The sequence below is a fragment of the Nocardia wallacei genome (genome assembly GCF_014466955.1).
Lineage (GTDB): Bacteria > Actinomycetota > Actinomycetes > Mycobacteriales > Mycobacteriaceae > Nocardia > Nocardia wallacei.
The window spans coordinates 6,734,755-6,753,164 of sequence record NZ_AP023396.1; the positions used below are offsets into that span (position 1 = coordinate 6,734,755).

Genomic DNA, 18,410 nt, shown 5'->3' on the forward strand with positions numbered 1-18,410 from the left:
GGAGGCGCGAGGATGAGTGCCGAGATGGATGCCCTGGTCGCCCGGGCGACCGACAAACTGGAGGCGCTGGAGGCCGCGCTCTACGGCCTGCAGCACGTGCGCGGCCGCTACACCGCCGAGGACGACTCGGTGACGGTCGAAGTGGACTCCAGCGGCGCGCTGGTCGCGCTGGAGCTGGCCGAGACGGTGACATCCCGGCCCCCAGCCGAGGTCGGTCAACTGATCATCTGGGCGTGCCAGCAGGCCGCCCAGGACGCGGGCGCGCAGCGGTCCGAGGTGGTCGGCAAGCTGAACGCCGCGTTCGTCCCCCCGGAAGCCGGATCCCCGGAATCGGGAAGTGTTGGGGGGCGGGCCGAATAGTGCCGCGGCCGTCGACTGGATAGGCTTCCGTTCATGGCTTCTGGAGACATCGTCCCGATCGAGCTCGGCCTGACCGACGGCGACCTCGTCACACTGTGGGCACCGCGCTGGCGAGACGGTGACGACGAGTGGGAGGCATTCCTCGGGCACGAGGACGCGCTGTACGGCTTCGAGTCGGTGGCGGAGCTAGCCGCTTTCATCCGCACCAACGACGACAACGATCTGGTCGACCATCCGTCGTGGAAGGTGGTGGCGGGGCTCTCGGCGGCCGAGCTGGAGCCCGAGGAGCAGTATGTCTTCGACCTGATCGGCGTCCCCGAGCTGGCGGCGGGCGACCCCGACCCGGAAACCCTGGCGGAGCTGGAGGAGACCCTCGACATGGTCCGCACCCTCGGTGAGGTGTGCGAACTCGAGGTGGTCACCAAGTTCTTCGGCTCGCACCCGGTGCTCGGCGCGCTCCCCGCGGGGACGAGCGCCTTCATCGGCCGCGAGGGCGAGGAGCTGTGGGACCAGATCGGCGCGGCCATCGCCAAGGACTGGGACGCCGTGGTCGACGCCGTCGACTCGGCGGTGCAGACCCCGGATGTCGACGCCGAGGCGGTCGCGGTCGCGGAGGCGGAACTGCTTGCGGCCGAAGAGAATGTCGTCGACGCCGAGGACGCCGCCGACACCGAGGACGACGACATCGAACAGGTCGATCTCGCCGCGGAGGACGACGACGAGGCCGAAGAGGAAGAAGAAGAGGAAGAGGAGACCTTCTGGCACGAGGTCGGCATCGACCCGGTCAAGATCGTCACCTCCGCCGACACCTTCTACACCCTGCGCTGTTACCTCGACGACGAGCCGGTGTTCCTCGGTTCGGGTGGCACCATCACGGTCTTCACCTCCGAGCGCGCCCTGGCCCGCTACCTGGCCGACGACCACGACCACGACCTGGCCCGGGTGAGCACCTACGGCGAGGTGCAGACCGCGGCCACCGACGGGTCGCTCGAGGTCGAGGTGAGCGACGAGAACGTCTACGTGCTGCCGGGTCTGGCCGACGACCTCGCCGAGGGCCCCAAGGTGGTCGATATCGACCAGCTCGACCTGGCCGTCGAATTGTTCACCGACGCGGCGGATTACGCCAACGACGACAGTGTGGAGCAGGCGCTCGCCAAGTCGACCCCGCTCGGCTGGTACGTCTCCTACCTGCTGGAGCCGGACCCGAGCCGACTGGCCCCGAGCCCGCCGTTCACGGCCGAGGCCGAGCAGTGGCGGGCCCTGGAGCAGGCGTTCGAGACCCGGCTGCAGAAGGGCTGACCGGGCTCAGCCGAGCAGCACGGCGTAGCCCGGCTTGATCACCTCGTCGATGATGCGGAGCCGATCCGGGAACGGGATGAAGGCCGACTTCATCGCGTTGATGGTGAAGCGTTCCAGGTCACTCCAGCCGTAGTCGAAGGTCTCGACCAGCTTGAGCATCTCCCGGCTCATGTCGGTGTCGCTCATCAGGCGGTTGTCGGTGTTCACCGTGACCCGGAACCGCAACCGGGCCAGCAGGTCGAACGGGTGCTTCTCCAGCGAGGGCACCGCCCCGGTCTGCACGTTCGACGACGGGCACAGCTCGAGCGGAATTCGCATGTCCCGCACGTAGTTCGCGACCTGCCCCAGGCGCGGCTCGGTATCGGAGTCGACGATGTCGTCGGTGATCCGGACGCCGTGGCCGAGCCGGTCGCAACCGCAGAACGCCACCGCTTCGTGAATGGAGGGCAGCCCGAACGCCTCCCCGGCGTGGATGGTGACGTGGGCGCAGTTGGCGCGCATGTACTCGAAGGCGTCGAGGTGCCGGCTGGGCGGGTAGCCCGCCTCGGCGCCCGCGATGTCGAAACCGCCCACCCCGCGGTCGCGGAAACGCACGGCCAGTTCGGCGATCTCCAGGGAGCGGGCGGCGTGCCGCATGGCGGTGAGCAGACAGGTCACCCGGATCGGGGTACCCGCCTCGGCGGCCAGGGCGGACCCTTCGTCGAATCCGGCCAGGGTGTGCTCGACCACCTCGTCCAGCGAGAGTCCGCGCTCCAGGTGCTGCTCGGGTGCGAAGCGCACCTCGGCGTACACGACGCCGTCGGCGGCCAGGTCGAGGGCGCATTCGCGCGCCACCCGCCGCAGCCCCTCGGGGGTCTGCATCACCGCGACGGTGTGGGCGAAGGTTTCCAGGTAGCGCTCGAGCGACCCGCTGTCGGCGGCGTCGCGGAACCACTGGCCCAGGGCATCGGCGTCGTGTGCCGGAAGCTGGTCGTAACCGCAGTCGATAGCCAGCTCGAGGACGGTTTGCGGACGCAGCCCGCCGTCGAGGTGATCGTGCAGCACGGCCTTCGGGGCCTGGCGGATCGAGGCAAGGGTCAAAGGCATCGGTCCAGTCATGTACCGACGCTATCCGCATCCGACCGGTTCCGCAGCGGACTCGGCGCGTGTCCACTCACCGGCTGGCATGTCGTTGCCGGAATGTCGCCCGCGTGTCGCCGGGGTAACGCGCGGCGCGACCGTGCCGCCGTCGAATTCAGTACTTGGCCATCAGATACGAACCGGCGATGAGCAACACGCACCCGGCCAGCCGCTGGACGGTGAGCCGGCGGCGCGGAAAACCCATAACGCCATAGTGATCCATCGCCGTCGCCAAGAGCATCTGACCGGCGATGATCAGCGCGTTGAAGGTGCTCACCCCCACGCTGGAGGCGACCGTGATCATCGCGAAAATGGCCGCGCCACCGGTCAATCCGCCGAACGGGGCCCATCGGGGCATGGCCTTCAGCTCGGCCCGCGACGGCCAGTGCCGGTGCGGCGAGAGCGCCGACGTGACGGCGAAGATGAGTCCGACGCCGGTGAGCGCCACCGCGTAGGAGATCACTCCGCACAGAAAGACGTTGTGCAGGGCCAATTTCAGGGAGTTCTGGCACCCCGCCTCCACCGACCGCAGCGCGCCGCCCACGAGCATGAACACGAGGACGAGAGCCATGAGGCGGCGCGGCAGCGACGTGCGCGCGGTGGTGGTCGTGGTCATCGGATGCCCTCTCCCGCGAGGACGGCGGGCCGCCGCTCGGACGGTGCCTCGCCGGAGTCGCTGGCCATCAGGTAGACCGCTCCGGTGATGAGCACGGCGGCCAGCAACCGCGGCGGCGTCAGTTCCCGCACCTCGAACCCCATCAGGCCCAGATCGTCCATGACCAGCGCGACCAGCATCTCGCTCACGATCACGACGGCATTGAAGGTGGCCACCCCGACGAACTTGGCGACGGTGATCATGCCGACCACCGCGACGCCGCCGATCAACCCGCCGAACGGCGCCCACCACGGCATCTGCCGCAGCTCCGCCATCGACGGCCACGGCGACTCCGCGACCACCACCGACACGGCCAGGAAGATCGAGAATCCGATCAGCGCAACGGCATACGACACCACGGCACACAGCCAGAGGTTCTTCAGATGGATCTTCTGCGTGTTCTGGCAACCGACCTCGACGGATCGCAATCCGCCCGCGGCCAGGATGAACAGGAAGACCAGCCCAAGAGCGAGAGCACTCACGAGCGCACGTCCTTCGATCGATCGTCGGTGACGCGTTTAATGTACCGTTAGATAACGGTACATTAAATAGGTATCGCGATATTCCCTGGTCAGGGTGCCAGAAGCAGCGCGCCTACCGCCCCGGCTGTCGCGGTGGCCGCGAGCACCGCTCCGGTGGCCACGAAGCGTCCGAGCGGCACGCGCACACCGTGCGAGCGGCAGAACTCCAGGCACAGCAGCGTCGCGAGCGAGGCCCACGGGGTAACGATCGATCCGATGTTGGTTCCGATGAGCAACGCGAGCAGTTGGTCGTGGTGCCCGGGCTCGATCACCACCTCGCCCGCGGTGTACGCCGGGAGATTGTTGGCCACATTGGACAACCCGGCCCCCGCCGCGGCCGCGCGGAAGGCTCCGACCGCGCCCGGATCCGCGCCGATCAACGTGTGCATCAGTGTGGCGAGTCCGAATCGGCCCAGGGTCGGAACCACCAGGAACAAGCCGACCACGAAGACCAGCAGCCGCCACGGCAGCAGCGAAAGCCGCAGCGCGGACCTGTCGAAGACCGCGAACGCGCCGACCGCGAGCAGCGCCGCGGCCAAGGCGGCGACGCCGATCAGATCCCCGACGATCGGGATCGCGACGATGAACAACAGGCAGGCCGCGCCGGTGAGGTAGAGCAGGGCGCGCGCCCGCCGGTCCGCGATCCGGACGGGCTCCGGCGGCCGGTAACGGTCCACGCCCCGGCGTCCGCGCCGCCAGTACCACACCCACAGCCACAGCATCGTCGCCGCGATCGAAACCAATTGCGGCAGCCACATTCTCGCCGCGAACTCGGTGCCCGCCAGCCCCACCCGGTCGGCGGCGAGCAGATTGGTCAGGTTCGACACGGGCAGCAGCAGGCTCGCCGTATTGGCCAGCCACAGGGTGGTCATGGCCAACGGCAGCGGCGGAATGCGGGCGGGCGCCGCCAGCGCCAGCAGCACCGGCGTGAGCAACACCGCGGTGGTGTCGAGGTTGAGCACGATGGTCGTCGCGGACGCGAAGGCCACGCACGACACGAACAAGGCCGGATAGTAACCGCGTCCGACGATCGCCAGCCGATACGCGATCACGTCGAAAACCCGCGCCCGCCGAGCCAGCTCCGCGAGCACGATCACACTGCCGAGGAACAACAGCAGCGGCCCGATCCGCCGCATGTTCGCCACCGCCTCGTCCCGCGGCAGCAAGCCGGTGACCACGCACAGCAACCCGGCGACCAACAGCCCGAGCCGCACCCGATCAAGCACACGCGCCGGCCGATCCGCCGCAACCTCCTCGGCACTCCCGTCACCCCGCTGCGCGGTGCCCACTCGCTCAGACACGCGCCCATCATCCCAGCCACCCCCGCACGGATTCCTGTGCGTGGGGAGCCACGACGCCCCCTCCCGCATACCGATCCGCGAGCGAGCCGTCCCGGCGACCCAAGCCACCACCCCGGCTGCCCGAGCCACCATCCCGGCAAGCCAAGCCACCATCCCGGCATGTTCTCGGCCGGGCCGTGCTGGGATCACGATGTGGACCGTCGAGCACGCGGGAGATTCCCCGGCCTCGCCTGCTCGCTGTCGCCGAGGTGATTCAGGGAGCGATGCGGTCCAGGACGAGTGGGGTGGGGGCGACGGGGTCCGGGCCGATGGCATAACCCGCGCGGAGCGTGTCGAGGGCTACCGGGATGGTGTCGGGGGTGTCCGTGTGGAGGGTGAACAGGGGCTGGCCCGTGGTGACGGCATCGCCGGGCTTGGCGTGCAGTTCGACTCCCGCTCCGGGTTGCACCGGATCACCCTGGCGCGCCCGCCCGGCTCCGAGCCGCCAGGCGGCCAGCCCCACCGCCATGGCGTCGAGGCGGGCGAGGGTGCCCGAGGCCGCGGCGATGACCGTCTCGCGATGGCGGGCCTCGGGCAGGGGCGCGTCCGGGTCACCGCCCTGCGCCGAGATCATCGCCCGCCAATGGTCCATGGCGCGGCCGTCGGCGAGCGCCGCGGCGGGGTCGGCGTCGGGAATTCCGGCCTGCGCCAACATTTCCCGAGCCAGCGCGAGGGTCAGCTCGACGACATCGCCGGGTCCGCCACCGGCCAGCACCTCGACCGCTTCGGCCACCTCCAGCGCGTTCCCGGCGGTACGGCCGAGCGGGGTGTCCATCGCGGTCAGCAGCGCCATCGTGCGCACGCCCGCGTCGACCCCCAGTTCGACCATGGTGGTGGCCAATTCGCGCGCCGATTCGATGTCCTTCATGAACGCGCCGCCACCCACCTTGACGTCGAGCACCAGCGCCGCGGTGCCCTCGGCGATCTTCTTGCTCATGATCGAACTGGCGATCAACGGGATCGACTCCACCGTGCCGGTCACGTCGCGCAGCGCGTACAGCCGCTTGTCGGCCGGGGCGAGGTCGGCACCGGCGGCGCACACCACCGCGCCGATCTTCGGATCCGCCGCCAACTCCCGCATCAGCGGCACCGGCACGTCGGCCCGCCAGCCGGGTATCGACTCCAGCTTGTCCAAGGTGCCGCCGGTGTGGCCGAGCCCGCGCCCGGACAGTTGCGGGACCGCCGCCCCGCACGCGGCCACCAGCGGCGCCAAGGGCAGCGTGATCTTGTCGCCGACACCGCCCGTGGAGTGCTTGTCGACGGTCGGCCGGGGCAGGTCGGTGAAGTCGAGCCGCCGCCCCGACGCGATCATCGCCCGGGTCCACCGCGCGATCTCCCGCCGTGTCATGCCGCGCAGCAGAATCGCCATCGCCAGGGCGGACATCTGTTCGTCGGCGACCTCGCCGCGCGTGTAAGCGTCCACGACCCAGTCGATCTGCTCGTCGCCGAGTTCGCCGCCGTCTCGTTTCGCCGTGATCACCGATACCGCCGAATGCGCGCTCACCATGGCGAACAGCCTGGCAGACCCCTTTGCCGCACGCGTGAATAGCGCTCGGAAAGTAGCCACATCCTCGTCGGCGTGCCGAATTTCACATATCGCGCTGCCCCGCAGCCAAATCCGACGGCCCGAAGGCATCGGGCAGCAAACTCCGCAGCGGCACCGGGCCGTCGCGGTGATCCACCAGCATTTCCGCGCCGCCGTGCTCGTAGAGCACCTGACGGCAGCGCCCGCAGGGCATCAGAATCGCCCCGCGCGAATCGCAGACGGCAACCGCCAGCAACCGCCCGCCACCGGTCGCGCAGAAGTTACCCACGAGTACACATTCGGCACAGAGGCCGAGCCCGTATGAGAGATTCTCCACATTGCAGCCGGTGACCACTCCCCTATCGGTCCATCCCGCCGCCCCGACGGGGAATCTCGAGTAGGGCGCGTACGCGTTGCCCATCGCTTCGAATGCCCTGGTACGAAGCATTTCCCAGTCGATATCCATGCGCCTCATCCTTCCGAAATCTCGTTGCCCGCGAGCCGCCGCGCCGCGCCGCGCGGCTACTCGGCGGGCCGGATTGTCCCGGCATTGTCCCGGCATAGGCCGGCGTCGCTCAGCGCGCGGGTCACTTCCTCGTTGTCGTGCCACAGCCGCGCGTACCGCTCCAGGGTGTATTTCGAGCTGCTGTGTCCCATCCGCTCCATCACCAGCTTCGGCGACGCCCCGCCGTTGATCAGCACGCTGGCGTAGTAGTGGCGCAACGTGTAGAACTGCATCCGCTCTAGGCCCGCCGCCGCGCGGATGCGCCGCCAGTGGCTGGACCAGGTCGACCGGTGCCAGTCCTTCCCGCCGGTGAACCGGAAGACCACGTCCTGTTCGCCGATTTTGTAGTCGGCCAGCTTGCAATGGCGTTCGAGCGCCTGGCCCACCTCGTGGCCGAAGGCGACGCGGCGAATCTTGCGGCTCTTCGGGAGCCCGAACTCCACTGCGGCCGACTTCATCTTGCGCTGCCGCACCACTTGAAGTTCCCGGCCCACGGTGTTCATGCGCTGCACGCCCAGCAGCTCCCCCGGACGCACGCCCGTCCCGGCGGTGACGATGATCTGCTCGGCGAACAGCGGCGCTACCTTGGCCGCGATGTCGTGCAGGTGCCAGACCTGTTCGGGGGTGGGCAGCTCCCGTGGGTCGATCGGCTCCACCACCAGCGCCCCGGCCGGGTTCTTCACCTTCTTCATGGGATTGCGCGGGATCAGCTGCTCTTCGAAGGCAGCCCCGAACATCATGCTCACGACGATGCGGCGGCCGTCGATGGTAGACGGCATTAGCTTGACCTTGTTCCACTTGCGTTCGGCGAGTTCGTTCATCCAGCGACCCATTCGGCGGCCGTCGACCGCTAACGGTTCGTCGCCGAGGCCGGACGGTTTGATGTCGAGCTCAACGACCGTCTTGTAGAAGCGGCGCGTTTCTTCGTCGATGCCGGTGAGGGATGCCACCCACTCGTCCGCCCACTCGCCTACGGTCCAATCGCGGTCGCGGGGGTCGATCCACTGCTTGCGGCGGATCGACTCGATTTCCTGGTTGAGCCAGTGCGCCGCGGTGCCGGGTTCGCCCACACGTCCCTTGCGTGAGAACGACTTCGAGTACTCCTCTCCACCGGGCGGAGTGATGCGTGCGATGTAGGTAATCGTCTCGCGCCCAGTGGATTTCGACGTTCGGACCCTTCGCTGGATCCAGCCCAGTTCGCCTTTAGCCAACGCGTGGCTCCTGCATTTCGAGCATCGCGTTGACGACGCCGAGCACGGCGGCGATGGATTCGGGGGGCAGGTCGCTGGCGCGCTCGGGGATGAGGTCGACCAGTCGTGATCTTGAATCGACTTGCAGGCCAACCGATGTCGCGATGGCGAGCACGACCGTTCTCTGCGGAACCCGTAACGCGGCGGCGATGGCTGCGATAGAACTGGGGTCGGGGAACGTACGTAACGGTTTGGTTGCTATCTGTTGCCAGCGGGCTGCTCCGAGTCCCCCGCCCGAGTCTCGCTCGAGATCGGCGTAGGAGCGCCCGCCTTTCGCCGTGCCGATCAATTCTTTCAATTCCATGAGGTGGCCTACCTTTCGATCACTGGTAGGTGCCTACCTGCCCCCTTCTGGACAGATAGGCGGGGTGACCAGCCCCCGCACAGCGTAGAACGATTATCGCGGATTATCGAATGCCTACCAAGAGTTTGCTGAATCCATACTGCTAGTTGACTTTTGAAGCTTCACACGCTGGAATAAGCCGCAGTGATGGCCTACGAATAGCGGGGTGGGCCACCCAACACAAGGAAGTGAGGGGGTGGACGCGCGTTGAGACTTCGATCCCCGGAGACCCTTCGGGCGTTGATGCACCAATCCGGATTGTCGACACGGGAGTTGGCGCGGCGGGTTGGCTCCCACCACTCGTTCATCGACCATTTGCTGTCTGGTCGCAAGGACACATGTGCGGCGGATCGTGCGGACAAAATCGCGTCCGCGATCAAGGCCCCCACAGATGTGTTGTTCGAGAACGAGTTTGGGCCGTACGAAGGCGACCGCGATGACAGCTGAGGTCGAATGGATGACGGCGGCGGAGGTCGCCGAGCTGTGGCGGATCACGCCGCGCGAGGTCCAGCGGATGGCGTCGCGGGGAGAGATCGCGCACATGCGCATCGGGAACAGGATCAGGATCGCCGCGCAAACGGTCCTGGACTACCAGCGGTCACACACCACGCGGGCACGTTCGCCGCGGCGCTGAATCGTTACTCCGAGACGTCTTGACAGGAATGCGGTATGTACCACATCGCCGGTACCCTCCTGAGCTATGCCACGGGAGCTGACCGAGCGACAACAGCGGAACCTGCGAGAGATCGCCCGGGTGGTCGCGCAGCAGGCAAAGCTGGAGCGCCGGCGGGACGCGCTCATACTCGAGGCGGCGGAGGACCTACGGACTCCCCGGGCCTTGATCGCCGAGGCGGCCCAGCTGTCGGAGCCGCAGGTGTACAAGATCAGACGCGACGAGTTGAAGCGGCGAGAACAGCCGCCTGAGCTGTAGACGACTTGCCAAAAAGCTATTACGGATAATAGAGTTAGGGGGCCAGCGGACACCACTCCACTGACCCCACTTATAACCAAATGCCGATGCGGAACGACTGGAAATCACAACCGCACGGCCGTAAGCAGGCTACCCTCAGTGCCTACCTGGGTGCAACACCACCGCCCTGGTAGCGCCTACTGGCGGTGCGTTATCTGCCTACCGCCGTAGGTTTTGCTCGTCCTTTCTCCCGCAGTCGGAGAAAGGAAATCCCATGCAGTGGCTCACCAATCGCGAGGCCGCGGCGAAGCTTCGCATACAGCCGGTGACTCTGGCCCGGTGGCGTATGCAGGGGCGCGGCCCCCGCTACGAGAAGTTGGGCGAAGGCAAGTCGGCCCGGATCCGGTACCTGGACCGGGATGTCGAGAAGTGGATGGCGGACCCGAACCGCGACGCTCCGGCCGATGCGCAGGTGAGCGCATGAATTCCCCTGCACCGCAAGGTGATCCGGAGATGCTGGCCAACCGTGCCGTCGTGCTCCATGCGGCGCTCGCGGTGATCGAGAAGGAGAAGTCCCTCGCGAAGGCCGGGCTCTCCGGCCAGCTCCCGCGCGGCTCGAAGCTGACCTCTCACCATCCGGTGACCAGCCGGGCGCTGGGCACGGTGTCGATGTCGGACCCGGCCCCGGCCGCGAAGGTCGTCGATCCGGCCGCGTTCGAGGCGTGGGTCCGCGCCCAGTACGCGGACCAGCTGGAGGAGCGGCTGGTGCTCGGGCCGGTGGAGGAGGTCGCGGCCGTGCTCGCCGAGCATGCGCCGCACCTTGTGTCCACGGTGACGGAGATCCCGAAGGACGTGGAGAAACGGGCGCTCCGGGAGGCGGCGGAGACGCCGGTGCCGGGGACGGTCCAGTACACGCCGGGCGGTGTGGTGTCGGTGCGTGCGAACGCCCGCGCCGAACAGGTGGTGCGGGAGCTGCTGTCCGCCGGGCCGATCGCGCTGCTGGCGCTGGAGGCGTGATGGACGACGGCATGACCTTCACACCTCTCACGCCGAAGGTGATGGAGGCGTTCTCGCGCGTGATGGAGGAAGTCCGCGAGATCGGCAAGAAGGACCGGAACAGGGACCAAAACTTCATGTTCCGGGGCATCGACACCGTGATCAACACGGTCGGCCCGCTGCTGCGCAAACACGGCGTGGTGATCATTCCGACCGCCGAGAGCATCGAGACGGAACGCTACGTCACCAACAAGGGCACGGCGATGAAGAACGCCACCGTGCGGATGCGGTACACGGTGCATGGTCCGGCCGGTGACTCGTTCGAGGGGGTCACCTACGGGGAGGCGGCCGACAGCGGCGACAAGGCCGTGAGCAAGGCGCAGTCGGTGGCGTACCGGGTGTTCCTGCTCCAGTCGCTCACCATCCCCACCAATGAGCCGGACCCGGACGCGAGCAGCCACGAGCGCTCCAGCGTGCACCCCGCGCAGGCAGCGCGGGAGGAGCTGCTGGCCGTGCTCAAACGCAAAGGTGTCCAGCCGGACGACGCTATGCAGCGATTCGCGGCCGACAACGACGGCATGGACATCCGGGCATGCAACGACCCCAGCCCGATCCACGCCCTGACCGCGCACTACAGCGCATTGCCGGAGGCCGTCGGTGAGCAGTAACCCGCCCAAGGCCCGCGAGGTGTGGTCACCCGTCGCTGTCGAGCGGCGGCTGGCCGAGATCGACCACTTGATCACCCGGGGCGTCGATGCGCTGGCCGAGGCGTACGCCCGATACGCCCACGCGAAGAACGAGCTGGAGAAGGCCAACGCCCGCGAGTACATGCGGTACAACGGCCCGGCACACGCGAAGAAGTACGCCGCGATCGTCGCCACGGCGGCGCTGCGCGACGAACTCACTCTGGCCGATATCGCCTACCACTACGCGAAATCACGTTCGGAGGCGCTGAAGGATCAGCTCAGCGCGGTGCAAAGTATCGGGGCCTCTATCCGCGCGCAATACGAGATCGCCGGGCGGGGCGCGGCATGAGGAGGACTGCGCCGTCTCCGGCGACGGTCGACATCGTGAAGGCCCGCTCCGGCTCAGCGTGCGAGCACTGCGCCGGACGCCGAGGTGTGCAGATCCATCACCGGCGCCCGCGTGGCATGGGCGGTACCCGCCGCGCCGACAGCAACAGCCCGGCCGCGCTGCTGCACCTGTGCCTGGAATGTCACGGCCTGATCGAGAGCCGCCGAGAGTGGGCGCTGGCCAACGGCCTGCTGATCCGGCAGAACGCCGACCCGGCCCTGACCGCGGTCCTACTGGGAGGCCGAAACGTACTGCTGGACAACGAAGGCCGGTACCTACCGGCCTTCGACGACAACTGACCACCACGGCCCCGAGCAGACCGCTCGGGGCCTTTCCGGCGAGAGAGAACACCATGACCGATCGACGGATTGAGCCGTCACCAGACGCCGGGCTCCTGCCCGATCACCTGTGGGACGCAGCCAGCGTCCGCCCCCGCGGCGTCCGCTTCGCCCAAGTGCCGCTGTGGCTCATCGAGGCCGGCGCCAGCGGCACGGCGATGAAGGTGTGGGGCGCGATCGCGCGCCGGATGAACGCGAAGACGCGGCAGGGGTTCCCGAAGCGGAAGACGCTCGCGGAGATGATCGGCATGTCCTTGTCGGCGGTCGATCGGGCGCTGCGGGAGCTGCGCCGTCTGGGCGCCCTAGTGTGCCGTCCTCGCTGGCGGGCCGACGGCGGCCGGTCCAGCAATGACTACCTGCTGTTGTGGGAGCCGCTGACAGACCTGCTGAGCAGCGTGGATGCGGGTACCCCCCTCGTCATTTCCGACGAGGGGCCCTCGTCGGATGTGGTGATGGGGAGCACGCCGGAACCGGTCGGTCCGGCCGCGCCCGCGCCGACCAGCGCCCCACCGGTGACCGGCGGAGAGACCGGTACCCCCCTCGTCATCGGTGACGAGGGGGTCCGGGGGTTGATCGAGAGCTATCAAGATCCAGGGGGATCAATACGGCCGGGCGCGCTGGGCGCGGAGCCTGCGGGCGGCGCGGGGTCGCCGCTCCCCACCACTTGCCCTCAACACCCGGAGGGGACACCGGAGCCGTGCGGGCCGTGCCGCTGGTATCGGGTCACCGCGAAGGCCAGGGAGGAGGAGCGCGCCGCTGCCGCCGAGCAGGCCCGCCAGGAGGCGGCGCGGGCGCGCGCGGCCCAGGTCGCTGCCGCTGAGCACCAGCACCGGCTCGCCGCGGCTGCTGGGTGCGACGACTGCGACGCGGAAGGCAACCGCCCCGACGGCAGTATCTGCGACCACCGCAACGACGCTGCGCGCCTGGCCGCCGTCGCCGCGTTCCGCGTCGCGCAGGCCACGAAGCCGCGCCGCTTCTCCCGTCCGCGCTGGACCCGCCAGCGGCCTGCTGATCTGCCGCTGCCCGCCCCGGCCCCGATACCGGGGGTGACCGGGTGAACGATCGCCTCCCACCGCCGCCGCCCGGCACCTATCTGGGCCCGAAGGACCAGACATTCGGGCCGCACAGCGACCCCGCGTGCAAGTTCTGCGATGAGTACGGGTGGGTGCACGACCCGTACGACCGGTATGGGTGGGCGATTCGCTGCCGCCACGATCCGCACCAGCTCCGCCCGGTCAAACCCGCCGATGTGCACGAGGCCGCGCGGATGATCCGCGAAGGCCGCCGCCGCGAGGAAGCGCAACCGGGCTTCTATCAGCGCGGCAACGGCCCCGACCCCGCCGAGCCCCGCCGGGGTCGCTCATGACCCGCCGCGACGAAGACCAGATCCCGCTCCTGGAGGTGACCCCCGTGACCGTGGTACCGCTACACCAGCCCCGCTGGGAGCCCGACGCGATGTTGATCGAATCGGCCATCGCCGGGCGCGTCCGCTACGCCAACCTCCAACCCCACGAAAAACCCTGGCTCGTCGCGCAACTCACCGCAGCCGGGCACACCACAGACACCATCGCCGCCTGGCTGCACTGCTCCCGCCGCACAGTCCAGACAGCCCGCTCCGAACCCGTCGGCGTGCTCACCGCCGCGCTGCTCGCCGCCGAGCGCGCCCAGGCCGACGCCGAACACCGCGCCCGCGCCGCCCGCATCTCCCCGGCCGCGATCACCGACCTGGTGCGCGAAGTCGAACGCCTGAAGGCCACCCGCGGCCAGCTGATCGACCAGCTCGCCGAGATGCGCCGCAAATGCGACACCCCCTGTCCACCGCAGATCGTGATCCTGCACCCGCCCCGCCGGCGCGCGCGCCGGGCGCCGGAGTGCACACTGCCGCTGTTCGAGATGGGCGCGTGATGGCTGCTGTGAGCGCGACGTCATCGCCGCCGACCAGGTTCGCGCCGATGGGCCGCAAACGAGCGAGATACGAGATGGCCACCCGCTTCTCGGGCATCCCCGGCTACGTCCCGTCGGGCCCGATCGCCGACCACATCGAAGAACTGGCCGGATTCGGTCTGCCACTGTCCTCGATCGCCCGCGACGCCGGATGCACCCCCGAGTGCGTCGAGAGCATCCTGCGGCGGATGTGGAAGACCACACGCATCCGGCAGGCGACCGCTATCAAGGCCGTCACCTTCCACCCGAACGAACGCCAGGAGATCGTCCTGGCCATCGGCGCGGTGCGCCGGTTACAGGCACTGCACGCGATCGGCTGGACCTGGCAAGCGTTGTCGGCGCACACCCCCGGCATCTCCGCATCGCTGCTGTCGCAGATGGCCCGGCCGGGTGCCGACCGCATCATCATGTCGTGGACCGCCTGGCGCACTGTCCACGATGCGTACGAAAAGCTCTCCGGCACACCAGGAACCCAAGGTCGCGCGAAACATGCCCGCCTCGCCGCCGAACGTCGCAAATGGCCGGCACCGCTGGATTGGGAGGACCTGGACATCGACGACCCCCGCGTAACCGCGGTGCGGTCGGGGCCGCCGAAGGTGACCCAGTGGACGGTGGCTGAGGACCGCCGCGAGCGTGCGCAGGTGCTGAGTGAGGAGGGGGCGTCGGTGGAGCAGATCGCCGAACGGCTGGGTGTCACTCCCCGTCAGGTGGAGCGCTACCTGGCCGAGGCGAAGCGGGAGGACTCCGCAGCCTGAGACCGCTACGAATATACACATTTTCGTAGGTGTATTCGATTTGCGATCTTGTGTGACTAGCACCCTTAAATCGGAACTTGAATCCACCCTTATGTCGAGGTACATTACAAAGGTTCGACGGATTGAGCCGTCACACCCAACCGGATGGAGCCGGAATTGCGAATCACCTATTGGATCGTGCTGGTCGGCAACGGCCACGAAGTTCGACGCCTGCGCGTCGACTACTCCGCCGCCGACAACACCGAAACCGCGGTGCGTGCCCGCATCACCGCGATGCTGTCCCCCGACTGGACGGTGGACGCCTGCTTCTCCGTCTACGCCTCGCCGCAGACCGTGGCTTTCCTGGATGCCCTGCTCGCTGCCGGGCTCGGGTGCTGACCATGAGCACACCGGAATGGATGCTCACCAACCCCGACGCCCACGACGACGAGTTCCCGGACTACGGGCGCGCCGAGGTCGCGGAGGCCGCCGTCCGCCGCCTGCTCGACTACGTGGGCGCGTACGGCGACGGCGTGGTGCACACCATGGTCCTTCGCAGCTGGAAGGCGTCGCCACCGTGCGGCGGAAAGCAATGCACCGACGACCGGTGTGGGCACCCCACCCACGAAGAGGTGCAGCGTCACCCGCTCTACACCCGCGACATCGAGGGCATCGCGCTCCTGGTCCGTGACGCCCTCCTGCGCATCCCCGCCGACGGGATGAGTACCGAGCACGGCACCGAGTACACCGACGTCCACGGCGACGCCCGGACCGTCCAGACCAGCAGCCGCGACACCGCCATCGCCATGCGCGACGACATCCGCCGCGTCCAGGCCCGTCAGCAGCGCAGCCCGGACGCCGAGGTGGTGTTCCGCGCGGTCGGTCCCTGGATGACCGACCCCACCGCCCCGCCGCCACCGCTGTGACCCCGCCCCGCCGCCAGGTGGACGTCCACGAGCTGGCCGGTACCCGCTATGCGTTCGGCGTCTGGATCGCGTCGTGCACCTGCACGTGGGAGTCCGCGGGCTACCTCAAAGAGAAGCGCGCTATCGCGCATCTCGATCGGCATATCGAGAAGGAAGCGAAGCGCCAATGACACGCAACGAGCATGTGTACCGGCTGGTGATCGACAGCTATCCGACCCCGGACGGCCTGCCGTTCACCGATCAACCCGCGAATGTCTGGGGCATGGTCGGCGAGCCGGACGCCCCGCCATGGCTGCCCGCCCGCGGCCTCATGAGGTTGTGGAAACGCTCCGACCCTGACACCGGCCTGACCTACTTCGTGCCGCCGGACTTCCGGCGGCATCGCCGGTTCTTCAATCTCGCCCCGGCCCGGTTCTGGCAAGGCCACGCCATCGCGCTCGGCTGCACCGCACACGTCGACACTGCGGTCGTCGGCCCCTACCGGCCCGTCCGCACGCGGAAACGCGCGGGAGGAGGCGACACCACCACACCCGAATCCACAACCAACGCAACCGAATAGGAGAACCCATTGAGTGCGGCCATCCAGAAAGGCGACACCCGGTGACCAACCCCGAGGATCCGGTGCTCGCCGCCATCGACGCTCTGGAGCGCGACGAGATAGACGACCTCGTGGAGCAACAGCTGACGAAGGGCATCCGCTCCGGCGAGTACCGCCCGCACCGCCCGCCCCGGCCTGTGCCCGCGGTGGTCCCGCCCAGGCCGCCGATCGGCCTGCCGCCGCCCCGGCCCGTAACCCCGAGTGAGGCAGCCACCGGCCTCCAGGCCGTGGCTCGGGCGCTCGCAGTGGCGCTGGCACCCATCACCCGGCAGTTGCAGGCGATCGCCGCGGCGTTCCGCCCGCGGCCCGCCGCGCCCGAAACCGCCGACGATACCGAGAGCGACCGACAGAAATGACACCCGGAACGGATATCTCCGACGTCCTGGACGCGCTGCACTCCGACCCGTCCCCGGTGTCGCGCATCGTCTCCAAGATCCTGGACGACGTCACCGGCCGCTGGCCCGCCGCCTGGGACACCACCGCGCCCCGCCGGCAAGCCGAGATCGTGGAGCACTGGGAGCGCCTGGTGCACGAGGCGCTGGCCGACGCAGACACCACGGTCTCCCCATCCGGGATGATCCGCGTCCACGTCCAGCCCTCCGGCGGCGACCGCGACCGCATGGCCGCCGAAGCCCGGACCGTCATCGCCGCGCTCACACAGGCGTTCTTGCCTCCCGCCGAGGCCCGCCCGCCAATCGCCGGAACCTTCACCTATCCGGCGATCGGAGTGACCGAACCGCTCCCGTACAACGCGACCGGCGCCGAAATCGACGCCGCCGCGAGAAAGGACCAGGTCCAGTGACCGCCGCGTTCTGGGTCGCGCTCATCGCCTCCCTGCTCTTTCTCTACATGTTCGACACCGCGCGCCTCACCGAGAGCGAAGCCCTCCTCCCGTTCCTCCGGGTGACCCTCGCTGTCGCCATCGTGGGGTGGCTGATCTTCATTCCCTGGTTCGCCCTGCACTCGCTGGGCATCTGACCCCCGATCCGGAAAGGACCCACCCATGAACTTGCTCGCCCTGCTGGCCTGCTTCCGCCACCACCCGATCGGCACGCTGGAGCAGCAGCTCCCCGTCTACGAGGCCCCGATCCTGTACTGGCAGGTGTGGGGGTGATCCGCGCCAGGAAGCGAAGTGGCGCAGCGAGATTCGTTCGAGGCATCGGGAGGGGCCTGCTGGTCTGGCTCGCCTGTATAGCTGTGCTGACCTACTTCATCGGCCCGCTGGCCTTGGAGACGTGGCTGTTGCCCAGCCCGAGCGAGACCGGCCACGACTGGCCGATCGCCGTGCTGGTCGGCACGTTCGTGCTCCAGTGGTCGCTCGTGATCGGCATCTCCAGGGAGTTCATGTGAGGCCCGACGACGAGCTGAACCCGGGTGGGTGCGCGGCCGCACTGTGCACCGGCACCGCGCTGCTGGCACTGTCGCTGCTGCTGTCCGACGGATGGGCGCTGTGGCTGTCGGTGCCGGGTGCCCTGCTGATCCTGTGGACGATGGCGAGGCTGATCGGATGAGCCGCGGCCAGCTGTCCCGGGATGGACGCAACTTCCCGGATATGAACCGTCGGGCGGAGCGCCGCCGCTACCGCCGCGCCGTCGCCCGCGCCCGCCGATTCGTCCAGGGCATGGCCGGGCAGCCCTACCGGTACAACGGCGGTGAGGCCGACCTGACCGGGTTCATGGACGCGATCCGGAACGAGATCGACAAGCGGGACCCGTGGGCGCGCCGCACATCCTGCACGCCGGTGGAGGCCGCCGAGTGGATCGGTCGCGCTCTGTTCGACACGTACACGGAGATGCTGCTGTACGACCTGATCGAGCAATGGCAAGCATGCGGCGGCGGCACCGCGGCCGACGATGTCCTCGAGTTCCTGGGCATGTCGTGGGACGAGTACGCCCGGTGGGTGGAGTGCCGGATGCCGGCGGACGAGCGCGCGGCCTAGGCCAAACGCCGCGCCGACGCGGGAAGGCCCACAG

General features: G+C 68.6%; 32 protein-coding genes. 24 read left to right on the top strand and 8 right to left on the bottom strand.

What is annotated here, in order from left to right; genetic code table 11:
* Positions 1 to 12 precede the first annotated feature (12 nt).
* Both NWFMUON74_RS30025 and NWFMUON74_RS30030 read left to right on the top strand, forming a co-directional pair.
* Positions 13 to 360 (top strand): YbaB/EbfC family nucleoid-associated protein, encoded by a 348-nt coding sequence (locus tag NWFMUON74_RS30025; RefSeq protein ID WP_187685080.1) that lies wholly within the window; start codon positions 13 to 15, stop codon positions 358 to 360.
* A gap of 33 nt (positions 361 to 393) precedes the next feature.
* On the top strand, positions 394 to 1,659 hold the full coding sequence (locus tag NWFMUON74_RS30030) for a primosomal protein (protein ID WP_187685081.1): 1,266 nt from the start codon (positions 394 to 396) through the stop codon (positions 1,657 to 1,659).
* 6 nt (positions 1,660 to 1,665) lie between these two features.
* Here NWFMUON74_RS30030 and NWFMUON74_RS30035 read toward each other — a convergent pair whose 3' ends face one another.
* From NWFMUON74_RS30035 to NWFMUON74_RS30070, 8 genes are all read right to left on the bottom strand, one after another.
* On the bottom strand, positions 1,666 to 2,757 hold the full coding sequence (locus NWFMUON74_RS30035; protein ID WP_187685082.1) for an adenosine deaminase: 1,092 nt from the start codon (positions 2,755 to 2,757) through the stop codon (positions 1,666 to 1,668).
* 136 nt (positions 2,758 to 2,893) lie between these two features.
* Positions 2,894 to 3,394: a DMT family transporter gene (locus NWFMUON74_RS30040; protein ID WP_187685083.1), complete on the bottom strand. Its 501-nt coding sequence runs from the start codon at positions 3,392 to 3,394 to the stop codon at positions 2,894 to 2,896.
* A complete protein-coding gene (locus tag NWFMUON74_RS30045; protein WP_187685084.1) occupies positions 3,391 to 3,915 on the bottom strand; it encodes a DMT family transporter in 525 nt (174 codons plus the stop codon). The genes NWFMUON74_RS30040 and NWFMUON74_RS30045 overlap by 4 nt, the downstream gene beginning before the upstream one ends.
* A gap of 89 nt (positions 3,916 to 4,004) precedes the next feature.
* Complete coding sequence (locus tag NWFMUON74_RS30050; RefSeq protein WP_232110680.1) at positions 4,005 to 5,255, bottom strand: ArsB/NhaD family transporter; 1,251 nt, start codon at positions 5,253 to 5,255, stop codon at positions 4,005 to 4,007.
* A 253-nt stretch (positions 5,256 to 5,508) separates the two neighbouring features.
* Positions 5,509 to 6,801, bottom strand: coding sequence for a thymidine phosphorylase (locus NWFMUON74_RS30055; RefSeq protein WP_187685085.1), 1,293 nt, complete (start codon positions 6,799 to 6,801; stop codon positions 5,509 to 5,511).
* 82 nt (positions 6,802 to 6,883) lie between these two features.
* Entirely contained in the window at positions 6,884 to 7,285 is a 402-nt protein-coding gene (locus tag NWFMUON74_RS30060; protein WP_187685086.1) for a cytidine deaminase, read from the bottom strand.
* Between the two features lie 56 nt (positions 7,286 to 7,341).
* Positions 7,342 to 8,535: a tyrosine-type recombinase/integrase gene (locus tag NWFMUON74_RS30065; protein WP_187685087.1), complete on the bottom strand. Its 1,194-nt coding sequence runs from the start codon at positions 8,533 to 8,535 to the stop codon at positions 7,342 to 7,344.
* Entirely contained in the window at positions 8,528 to 8,878 is a 351-nt protein-coding gene (locus NWFMUON74_RS30070) for a hypothetical protein (protein WP_187685088.1), read from the bottom strand. The genes NWFMUON74_RS30065 and NWFMUON74_RS30070 overlap by 8 nt, the downstream gene beginning before the upstream one ends.
* Before the next feature lie 279 nt (positions 8,879 to 9,157).
* Here NWFMUON74_RS30070 and NWFMUON74_RS36990 point away from each other — a divergent pair, with 279 nt between their 5' ends.
* From NWFMUON74_RS36990 to NWFMUON74_RS30180, 22 genes are all read left to right on the top strand, one after another.
* The gene (locus NWFMUON74_RS36990) at positions 9,158 to 9,364 is read left to right on the top strand and encodes a helix-turn-helix domain-containing protein (protein WP_187685089.1); all 207 of its coding nucleotides are present in this window, start codon (positions 9,158 to 9,160) and stop codon (positions 9,362 to 9,364) included.
* Positions 9,354 to 9,551: a helix-turn-helix domain-containing protein gene (locus NWFMUON74_RS30080; RefSeq protein WP_187685090.1), complete on the top strand. Its 198-nt coding sequence runs from the start codon at positions 9,354 to 9,356 to the stop codon at positions 9,549 to 9,551. Before NWFMUON74_RS36990 ends, NWFMUON74_RS30080 begins: the two co-directional genes overlap by 11 nt.
* Positions 9,552 to 9,617: 66 nt before the next feature.
* Positions 9,618 to 9,848: a hypothetical protein gene (locus NWFMUON74_RS30085; RefSeq protein ID WP_187685091.1), complete on the top strand. Its 231-nt coding sequence runs from the start codon at positions 9,618 to 9,620 to the stop codon at positions 9,846 to 9,848.
* Between the two features lie 253 nt (positions 9,849 to 10,101).
* Positions 10,102 to 10,311, top strand: coding sequence for a helix-turn-helix transcriptional regulator (locus tag NWFMUON74_RS30090; protein ID WP_187685092.1), 210 nt, complete (start codon positions 10,102 to 10,104; stop codon positions 10,309 to 10,311).
* Positions 10,308 to 10,844 (top strand): hypothetical protein, encoded by a 537-nt coding sequence (locus tag NWFMUON74_RS30095; protein WP_187685093.1) that lies wholly within the window; start codon positions 10,308 to 10,310, stop codon positions 10,842 to 10,844. The genes NWFMUON74_RS30090 and NWFMUON74_RS30095 overlap by 4 nt, the downstream gene beginning before the upstream one ends.
* An 11-nt stretch (positions 10,845 to 10,855) precedes the next feature.
* Complete coding sequence (locus NWFMUON74_RS30100; RefSeq protein ID WP_232110681.1) at positions 10,856 to 11,491, top strand: ERF family protein; 636 nt, start codon at positions 10,856 to 10,858, stop codon at positions 11,489 to 11,491.
* On the top strand, positions 11,481 to 11,858 hold the full coding sequence (locus NWFMUON74_RS30105) for a hypothetical protein (protein ID WP_187685095.1): 378 nt from the start codon (positions 11,481 to 11,483) through the stop codon (positions 11,856 to 11,858). The genes NWFMUON74_RS30100 and NWFMUON74_RS30105 overlap by 11 nt, the downstream gene beginning before the upstream one ends.
* Positions 11,855 to 12,196 (top strand): HNH endonuclease, encoded by a 342-nt coding sequence (locus NWFMUON74_RS30110; RefSeq protein ID WP_187685096.1) that lies wholly within the window; start codon positions 11,855 to 11,857, stop codon positions 12,194 to 12,196. Before NWFMUON74_RS30105 ends, NWFMUON74_RS30110 begins: the two co-directional genes overlap by 4 nt.
* A gap of 53 nt (positions 12,197 to 12,249) precedes the next feature.
* Positions 12,250 to 13,293, top strand: a complete 1,044-nt coding sequence (locus NWFMUON74_RS30115) for a helix-turn-helix domain-containing protein (RefSeq protein ID WP_187685097.1) — start codon at positions 12,250 to 12,252, stop codon at positions 13,291 to 13,293.
* Positions 13,290 to 13,601: a hypothetical protein gene (locus tag NWFMUON74_RS30120; protein ID WP_187685098.1), complete on the top strand. Its 312-nt coding sequence runs from the start codon at positions 13,290 to 13,292 to the stop codon at positions 13,599 to 13,601. The genes NWFMUON74_RS30115 and NWFMUON74_RS30120 overlap by 4 nt, the downstream gene beginning before the upstream one ends.
* A 44-nt stretch (positions 13,602 to 13,645) precedes the next feature.
* The gene (locus tag NWFMUON74_RS30125) at positions 13,646 to 14,140 is read left to right on the top strand and encodes a helix-turn-helix domain-containing protein (protein WP_187685099.1); all 495 of its coding nucleotides are present in this window, start codon (positions 13,646 to 13,648) and stop codon (positions 14,138 to 14,140) included.
* Between the two features lie 47 nt (positions 14,141 to 14,187).
* Complete coding sequence (locus tag NWFMUON74_RS30130) at positions 14,188 to 14,934, top strand: helix-turn-helix domain-containing protein (protein ID WP_187685100.1); 747 nt, start codon at positions 14,188 to 14,190, stop codon at positions 14,932 to 14,934.
* 156 nt (positions 14,935 to 15,090) lie between these two features.
* Positions 15,091 to 15,312 (top strand): hypothetical protein, encoded by a 222-nt coding sequence (locus NWFMUON74_RS30135; protein WP_187685101.1) that lies wholly within the window; start codon positions 15,091 to 15,093, stop codon positions 15,310 to 15,312.
* A gap of 2 nt (positions 15,313 to 15,314) precedes the next feature.
* On the top strand, positions 15,315 to 15,839 hold the full coding sequence (locus tag NWFMUON74_RS30140; RefSeq protein WP_187685102.1) for a hypothetical protein: 525 nt from the start codon (positions 15,315 to 15,317) through the stop codon (positions 15,837 to 15,839).
* 17 nt (positions 15,840 to 15,856) lie between these two features.
* Positions 15,857 to 16,009: a hypothetical protein gene (locus NWFMUON74_RS30145; protein WP_187685103.1), complete on the top strand. Its 153-nt coding sequence runs from the start codon at positions 15,857 to 15,859 to the stop codon at positions 16,007 to 16,009.
* On the top strand, positions 16,006 to 16,398 hold the full coding sequence (locus NWFMUON74_RS30150) for a hypothetical protein (RefSeq protein WP_187685104.1): 393 nt from the start codon (positions 16,006 to 16,008) through the stop codon (positions 16,396 to 16,398). Before NWFMUON74_RS30145 ends, NWFMUON74_RS30150 begins: the two co-directional genes overlap by 4 nt.
* 41 nt (positions 16,399 to 16,439) lie before the next feature.
* The gene (locus NWFMUON74_RS30155) at positions 16,440 to 16,793 is read left to right on the top strand and encodes a hypothetical protein (RefSeq protein WP_187685105.1); all 354 of its coding nucleotides are present in this window, start codon (positions 16,440 to 16,442) and stop codon (positions 16,791 to 16,793) included.
* Entirely contained in the window at positions 16,790 to 17,239 is a 450-nt protein-coding gene (locus NWFMUON74_RS30160; RefSeq protein ID WP_187685106.1) for a hypothetical protein, read from the top strand. Before NWFMUON74_RS30155 ends, NWFMUON74_RS30160 begins: the two co-directional genes overlap by 4 nt.
* Positions 17,236 to 17,415, top strand: a complete 180-nt coding sequence (locus NWFMUON74_RS30165; RefSeq protein ID WP_187685107.1) for a hypothetical protein — start codon at positions 17,236 to 17,238, stop codon at positions 17,413 to 17,415. Before NWFMUON74_RS30160 ends, NWFMUON74_RS30165 begins: the two co-directional genes overlap by 4 nt.
* 219 nt (positions 17,416 to 17,634) lie before the next feature.
* Complete coding sequence (locus tag NWFMUON74_RS30170; protein WP_187685108.1) at positions 17,635 to 17,787, top strand: hypothetical protein; 153 nt, start codon at positions 17,635 to 17,637, stop codon at positions 17,785 to 17,787.
* The gene (locus NWFMUON74_RS30175; protein WP_187685109.1) at positions 17,784 to 17,948 is read left to right on the top strand and encodes a hypothetical protein; all 165 of its coding nucleotides are present in this window, start codon (positions 17,784 to 17,786) and stop codon (positions 17,946 to 17,948) included. The genes NWFMUON74_RS30170 and NWFMUON74_RS30175 overlap by 4 nt, the downstream gene beginning before the upstream one ends.
* Positions 17,949 to 17,989: 41 nt before the next feature.
* On the top strand, positions 17,990 to 18,376 hold the full coding sequence (locus tag NWFMUON74_RS30180; protein WP_187685110.1) for a hypothetical protein: 387 nt from the start codon (positions 17,990 to 17,992) through the stop codon (positions 18,374 to 18,376).
* The last annotated feature ends 34 nt before the right edge of the window (positions 18,377 to 18,410 follow it).

Bases quoted from the DNA above. Each gene is read 5' to 3' on its own strand.
- NWFMUON74_RS30025 (WP_187685080.1), top strand. From the start codon at position 13: ATGAGTGCCGAGATGGATGCCCTGGTCGCCCGGGCGACCGACAAACTG.
- NWFMUON74_RS30030 (WP_187685081.1), top strand. From the start codon at position 394: ATGGCTTCTGGAGACATCGTCCCGATCGAGCTCGGCCTGACCGACGGC.
- NWFMUON74_RS30035 (WP_187685082.1), bottom strand. From the start codon at position 2,757: ATGACTGGACCGATGCCTTTGACCCTTGCCTCGATCCGCCAGGCCCCG.
- NWFMUON74_RS30040 (WP_187685083.1), bottom strand. From the start codon at position 3,394: ATGACCACGACCACCACCGCGCGCACGTCGCTGCCGCGCCGCCTCATG.
- NWFMUON74_RS30055 (WP_187685085.1), bottom strand. From the start codon at position 6,801: ATGGTGAGCGCGCATTCGGCGGTATCGGTGATCACGGCGAAACGAGAC.
- NWFMUON74_RS30060 (WP_187685086.1), bottom strand. From the start codon at position 7,285: ATGGATATCGACTGGGAAATGCTTCGTACCAGGGCATTCGAAGCGATG.
- NWFMUON74_RS30070 (WP_187685088.1), bottom strand. From the start codon at position 8,878: ATGGAATTGAAAGAATTGATCGGCACGGCGAAAGGCGGGCGCTCCTAC.
- NWFMUON74_RS30080 (WP_187685090.1), top strand. From the start codon at position 9,354: ATGACAGCTGAGGTCGAATGGATGACGGCGGCGGAGGTCGCCGAGCTG.
- NWFMUON74_RS30085 (WP_187685091.1), top strand. From the start codon at position 9,618: ATGCCACGGGAGCTGACCGAGCGACAACAGCGGAACCTGCGAGAGATC.
- NWFMUON74_RS30090 (WP_187685092.1), top strand. From the start codon at position 10,102: ATGCAGTGGCTCACCAATCGCGAGGCCGCGGCGAAGCTTCGCATACAG.
- NWFMUON74_RS30095 (WP_187685093.1), top strand. From the start codon at position 10,308: ATGAATTCCCCTGCACCGCAAGGTGATCCGGAGATGCTGGCCAACCGT.
- NWFMUON74_RS30100 (WP_232110681.1), top strand. From the start codon at position 10,856: ATGACCTTCACACCTCTCACGCCGAAGGTGATGGAGGCGTTCTCGCGC.
- NWFMUON74_RS30110 (WP_187685096.1), top strand. From the start codon at position 11,855: ATGAGGAGGACTGCGCCGTCTCCGGCGACGGTCGACATCGTGAAGGCC.
- NWFMUON74_RS30115 (WP_187685097.1), top strand. From the start codon at position 12,250: ATGACCGATCGACGGATTGAGCCGTCACCAGACGCCGGGCTCCTGCCC.
- NWFMUON74_RS30130 (WP_187685100.1), top strand. From the start codon at position 14,188: ATGGGCCGCAAACGAGCGAGATACGAGATGGCCACCCGCTTCTCGGGC.
- NWFMUON74_RS30140 (WP_187685102.1), top strand. From the start codon at position 15,315: ATGAGCACACCGGAATGGATGCTCACCAACCCCGACGCCCACGACGAC.
- NWFMUON74_RS30150 (WP_187685104.1), top strand. From the start codon at position 16,006: ATGACACGCAACGAGCATGTGTACCGGCTGGTGATCGACAGCTATCCG.
- NWFMUON74_RS30160 (WP_187685106.1), top strand. From the start codon at position 16,790: ATGACACCCGGAACGGATATCTCCGACGTCCTGGACGCGCTGCACTCC.
- NWFMUON74_RS30180 (WP_187685110.1), top strand. From the start codon at position 17,990: ATGAACCGTCGGGCGGAGCGCCGCCGCTACCGCCGCGCCGTCGCCCGC.